General features: G+C 73.6%; 5 protein-coding genes. 4 read left to right on the plus strand and 1 reads right to left on the minus strand.

Going from position 1 to position 5,165, the window contains the following annotated elements:
* The first annotated feature begins 119 nt into the window (after positions 1–119).
* Positions 120–983: a class I SAM-dependent methyltransferase gene (locus tag BN2279_RS07140; protein WP_079031944.1), complete on the plus strand. Its 864-nt coding sequence runs from the start codon at positions 120–122 to the stop codon at positions 981–983.
* 124 nt (positions 984–1,107) lie between these two features.
* Positions 1,108–2,382, plus strand: a complete 1,275-nt coding sequence (locus tag BN2279_RS07145) for a glycosyltransferase (protein WP_059007602.1) — start codon at positions 1,108–1,110, stop codon at positions 2,380–2,382.
* 16 nt (positions 2,383–2,398) lie between these two features.
* Here the strand turns inward: BN2279_RS07145 and BN2279_RS07150 are convergent, their stop codons facing one another.
* Complete coding sequence (locus BN2279_RS07150; RefSeq protein WP_059007604.1) at positions 2,399–2,803, minus strand: lipocalin-like domain-containing protein; 405 nt, start codon at positions 2,801–2,803, stop codon at positions 2,399–2,401.
* Positions 2,804–3,279: 476 nt separating this feature from the next.
* Between BN2279_RS07150 and BN2279_RS07155 the strand changes: the two genes are divergently transcribed.
* Complete coding sequence (locus BN2279_RS07155; protein ID WP_059007606.1) at positions 3,280–4,056, plus strand: SDR family oxidoreductase; 777 nt, start codon at positions 3,280–3,282, stop codon at positions 4,054–4,056.
* 163 nt (positions 4,057–4,219) lie between these two features.
* Positions 4,220–4,651 carry a YybH family protein gene (locus BN2279_RS07160; protein WP_059007608.1) on the plus strand — a complete coding sequence of 144 codons (432 nt, stop codon included), beginning with the start codon at positions 4,220–4,222 and terminating at the stop codon, positions 4,649–4,651.
* Positions 4,652–5,165 lie beyond the last annotated feature (514 nt).

The following is a 5,165-nucleotide window of genomic DNA, read 5'->3' on the forward strand; positions in this document are numbered from 1 at the left end:
TCGGCGTGGGGTGGAGGAGGTGTATAGGAGTCAGGGTGGGGGGTTGGTGGGGTGGTGGAGAGGCGTGCGTAGGATTGGCGGATACGGCGCACCGCCGCCGCGACCCTTAGGACGCCGTCATGACACGCTCCTCCTCGCCGGGTGACTCCGCCAGGATCAGTCCCACGGCCCACTACACCGGGTATGTGTGGGCGCGTCACGGGCTCGGGGCGCGTGAGTTCGCCACGCCGCAGGGGCGTCTGGCGTGGTACGGGCTGAGGCCGCTGATGGCGGCGAGCCGGGCGTTCGGCGGTCCCACGCTGGAGGGGCTGCTGCTGGCCCGGCACCGGGTCATCGACCACCTGCTGACGGAGGAGATCACGTCCGGCCGGGTCGGGCAGGTGCTGGAGCTGGCGGCCGGCATGTCGCCGCGCGGGCGGTCGTTCGCCACACGGTTCGGGGACCGCATCACGTATGTCGAGGCCGATCTGCCGGGCATGGCCGAGCGCAAGCGCCGGACGCTGGACCGCATGGGCCCGTCGGCCGGCCGGCATGTGGTGGAAGCGGTGGACGTGCTGGCGGAGAGCGGGCCGCTGAGTCTGGCGGAGTTGTCGGGGCGGCTGGACCCGGGGCTGGGTCTGGCGGTGATCACCGAGGGGCTGCTGGCCTATCTGGAGCCCGCCGACCTGACCACGCTGTGGACGCGGATCGCCGGGCTGGCGGGCCGGTTCCCGCACGGTGTGTACCTGTCGGATCTGCATCTGGGGCAGGAGAACGGCGGGCCGGTGGCGTCCGCCACGAAGAACGTGCTCGCGGCCGTGGTCCGCGGCCGTCTGCATTTCCCGTACAGCGACGCCACCGACGCCGAGGGCGCGCTGCGCACGGCGGGCTTCGGCACGGCGACGCTGCACCGGCCCGCCGATTTCGGTGACGGTGTTCCCGGTGTGCGCGCCCCCGGTGCCGACCGGGTCCGGATCATCGAGGCGCGCACCCGGGAGCCATGAGCCGCCGGGAGAACTGTGAGGCGGGTGAGCCAGTTCGCGCCGGGGACGGCCGAACGCTGGTGCTCGCGCCGGGAATCCCTATCGTGGTGCCTTTCCGACCGTCTGCCGGGAAGAGGTCCGGGCCGTGCGCATAGCCATAACCGGCTTGGGGAGCAGGGGAGATGTCCAGCCCACCGTGGTCCTGGCGGCCGAACTCGCGCGGCGTGGGCACGAGGTCTCGGTGGCGCTGCCCGACGATCTGGTGGACTTCGGGGCGCGGCTGGGCCTGACGGCCGTGCGCACGGGGATCAGGGCCAAGGACTTCCTGGAGTCGGAGGAGGGCCGGCGTCTGCTGGCGGACGGCCGGAGCGGTAAGTACGTCAAGGGGCTGCTCGCGTACAAGCTGGAGGTCGCGGACGCGCCGCAGGCGGTGCTGACCGGGATGGCGGAGGACGCCGATGTGCTCGTGTCGGGGCTGCTCACCGAGGACGAGGTGGCGTGTCTCGCCGAGGCGCGCGGCATTCCGCTGGTGTGCCTGCACCAGGCGCCGAGGCGTGTGAACGACGCGTTCCCTTCGGTGTTCGTGCCGCAGCGTCGCTATCCGCGTGTCGTGAACCGTCTGACGCACACGCTCGCGGTCCGCGCCGAGTGGCGGCTGACCGCCGGCTACGTCAACCGGTTCCGCGCGAAGCTCGGCCTGCCGCCGACCCGTGAGCCCACGCCGGTGCGGCTGGCGCGCGCCGGCGTGCCCGAACTCCAGGCGTACAGCCGACACATGGTTCCCGAGCTGGCCGACTGGGGGCCTCGGCGCCCGCTCGTCGGCTATCTCGGGCTCTCCGCGGAGCAGCGGCGTCTCCTCGGGGAGGACGCGGTGGACCCGGAGTTGGAGGAGTGGCTCGCGGCGGGCGACCCGCCCGCGTTCTTCGGTTTCGGGAGCATGCCCGTCCAGGACGTTCCCGGGACGCTCGCAGTGATCGAGAGGGTCGGCCGCGCTCTGGGGGTGCGTGCCCTGGTCGGCGCGGGGTGGAGCGCGTTCGATGTCGGCGCCGGGGGCGTGGACCCGGACCGGGTCCGGGTGGTCGGTGCCTTCGATCACGACGCGGTCCTGCCGCGTTGCCGGTTCGCCGTGCACCACGGGGGCGCGGGGACGACGGCGGCGTCGGTCGGCGCGGGACTGCCGACGGTGGTGTGCTCGGTGGCGTTCGATCAGCCGTTCTGGGGGCGGCAGGTGGAGCGGCTGGGGGTGGGCCGGACGCTGGTGTTCACCGATCTGGACGAGCGGACGCTGACGCGTGCCGCGGCGGCGGTGCTCGGCTCGGAGGTGCGCCGCCGGGCGCGGCGGCTCGCGGCGTTGCTGCGCGCGGAGGACGCCGTGGGGCAGGCGGCCGATCTGGTGGAGAAGGCCGCCGCCGGGCGATGACGGGGTGCGGGCCGTTCTAGCCGAACGTCTCTGTCCGGCGCCAGATCGCGACCGATCGGTGCGTCGCGGTTCCGTCCGCGGTGTCCGGCCCGTGGTGGAGGGTGAGCAGGTCGCCGTCCAGGGTGTAGGAGCGGCGCAGCACGGCGCCGACCCAGGTGGGGATCGTGCTGATGTCGACGTGTTGTTCCAGGGTCCGTGTCCGCGGGTCGACGGTGACGCGCCCGGCGTAGGCGACGGCGTCGTGGGCGTTGTGGCCGGTGGTGGGGGTGAGGTGGGTGACGCCGAGGCCGCCGGGGGTGTAGACGCCGAGGCCGGTGGCGTCCGGGCCGAAGGGCAGCGCGACGCGGCCGTCCCCCGTTCTGACCTCGAAGCGCAGCAATGTCCAGACGCCGACGAGGGGATGCGTCCACGGCCCGGTCATGGTCCGCTTCCTCCCCCGGTTCCGGCGGCGGGGCGGTGCCCGTGCGCCGGGGCGCCGGGCTCGGGCGCGTGGGAGGGCTGGGCCATGAGGGCCTCTTCCGTGGAAGGTGCGGGGCGGCGGGTGCGGTGACTGTGGGTGTCCGGTCGTGGACGGTCGGGTCAGGGAGCAGCGTGGAACGGGCTGTTGGGGCCGTCAACCGTCGCGTTCCGGGGTTCACGATTCCCTCGAATCTCCATGGAACTGTTTCGTCCCCGGCTGACTGGCCGTGCTCATCCGCCGACAACGGGACGGTGAGGCGGTCGGGCCGGCGCGGGGAGCGGTCCGGTGGGGGTGCTCCGCGGGTTGTTGACACCTCGCCGTTCTCCTGTGATTCTCAAGCGTCCTTCCGTGTCAGGGGTTTGGCGGCGGTACCGAGCCAAGGGGCATCCCAGGGACCCGGCGCGGGGCACCGGCCGCATCCGCCCACGGAGTGATCAATGAAGAGAACGGCCGCGCGCACCACGCGGCGCACCATCCTCATCACCGGCGCCAGTGCCGGTCTCGGTGAGCAGATGGCGCGCGACTTCGCCGCCCTCGGCCGCGATCTCGCGCTGTGCGCCCGCCGCACCGACCGGCTGGAGCGGCTGCGGGAGGAGTTGCTGGCGCGTCATCCGGACCGCCGGGTGACGGTTCACGCGCTGGATGTGAACGACCACGAGCGGGTGTTCGAGGTGTTCCGCTCGTGGGAGGCCGAACTCGGCACGCTGGACCGGGTGATCGTCAACGCGGGGCTGGGGCAGGGCCGTCCGGTCGGTACCGGCGGTTTCGAGGAGACCCTGCGGACCGTGCACACGAACTTCACCGCCGCGCTCGCCCAGTGCGAGGCGGCGATGGAATTGTTCCGCGCCCGGGGGGCCGGGCATCTGGTGGTGATCTCCTCGATGACCGCGATGCGCGGCATGGCGGGTCATCTCGCGGCCTACGCCGCCAGCAAGGCGGGGGTCTCGGTGCTCGCGGAGGGCATCCGGGCGGAGATGATCGGCACGCCGATCGCGGTGACGACCATTCACCCGGGCTATATCGCCTCGGAGTTGAACAACCGCCGCGTCGGCTGGACGACGTTGACGGCGTCCACCGAGAAGGGTGTGCGGGCGATGGTCAGGGCCATCGAGGCGGAACGCGCCGAGGCCGCCGTGCCGCCGTGGCCGTGGACCCCGATCGGGTTCGCGATGCGGCACCTGCCGCTGCGGCTGGTGTCGCGCGGCGACCGCTGACGGCGACCGCGCCGGCCGGAGGTTCCCGTCGTGGCGGGGCGGGTGCCGGCGTGGATGAGTCGTCGGGGGCGATGAGTTCCGGCGCGGGCGGTGGTCTGTCCTTCCGACAGGTGTGCCGGAACGCGCGGTGCGACGGCGCCGCCGCGAGGACAGGGAGTTGCCCATGGCCGATGACGAAGCACAGATCCGGGACCTGGTCGAACGGTGGGCCGGGGCGGTGCACCGGGGCGATATGGCCGGTGTCCTGGCGGATCACGCGGACGACATCGTGATGTTCGACGTCCCGCCGCCGTACGAGGGTGTGCGCGGACTCGACGCCTATCGGGAGGCGTGGCCCGCCTTCTTCACGTGGCAGGCGCACGGGGCCGTGTTCGACATCGTGTCCCTCGACGTCACCGCCGGCGGTGACGTGGCGTTCGCGCACGCTCTGCTGCGCTGCGGAACGCCGCGGGAGCTGGCCGAGCGGCCGGAGAACCGCCTGCGGCTCACTCTCGGGCTGCGGAAGGAGCGGGGCCGCTGGGTCGTCGCGCACGAGCACCACTCGTTCCCGTACGTCTCCGGCGGGGACGACGCCGCGCCCGCCGCCGGGGGGTAGGCGGGCTCGGCGCACCGGCGCGCCCCGGACCGGTGGGCTCCCGGGGCGTGCGGGCGGCGCCCGGCTGGACCGTCCGCCATGAAGCGTGGGGGCGCGGGCCGGTGTGACCACGGCGTGCGACGGTCGGGACACGGACCGGCGAGCGGGAGGCGGAGCTGCCGGATCGCCCGGACGGGCGGGCGTGGTGACGTGGGCGCGGCGGCGGCTCCGGCCGGGCGGGCAGGTAGATGGCGGGCCTTCGCGGCCGATACGGCCAGGTGCCGGAACGGCCGTGGTGGGGCGTCCCGAGTCCGGTTCTCGTCACGACCGTCCGGTGCTCCCGGTGCCGGGGCGGCACGAGCCCCGCGAGTGGCTGCGAGCGGAGGAACGCCGCCGAGCGGCGCGGGCGGTTCGTTGAACGGGCCGTGCTCGGGGCGGTGGCGACGGGGCGTCCGCGATGAAGCGTGGGGGCGCGGGCTGCCCCCTGTACCACACTGGCGCGGCCGGCGGTACGGGCACGCGGAGTCTCCCGGGG

The sequence above is a fragment of the Streptomyces specialis genome (assembly GCF_001493375.1).
GTDB lineage: Bacteria > Actinomycetota > Actinomycetes > Streptomycetales > Streptomycetaceae > Streptomyces > Streptomyces specialis.

What these genes read in the sequence shown, in the direction of transcription:
- BN2279_RS07140 (WP_079031944.1), top strand. Translation starts at nt 120, where the DNA reads ATGACACGCTCCTCCTCGCCGGGTGACTCCGCCAGGATCAGTCCCACG.
- BN2279_RS07150 (WP_059007604.1), bottom strand. Translation starts at nt 2,803, where the DNA reads ATGACCGGGCCGTGGACGCATCCCCTCGTCGGCGTCTGGACATTGCTG.
- BN2279_RS07155 (WP_059007606.1), top strand. Translation starts at nt 3,280, where the DNA reads ATGAAGAGAACGGCCGCGCGCACCACGCGGCGCACCATCCTCATCACC.
- BN2279_RS07160 (WP_059007608.1), top strand. Translation starts at nt 4,220, where the DNA reads ATGGCCGATGACGAAGCACAGATCCGGGACCTGGTCGAACGGTGGGCC.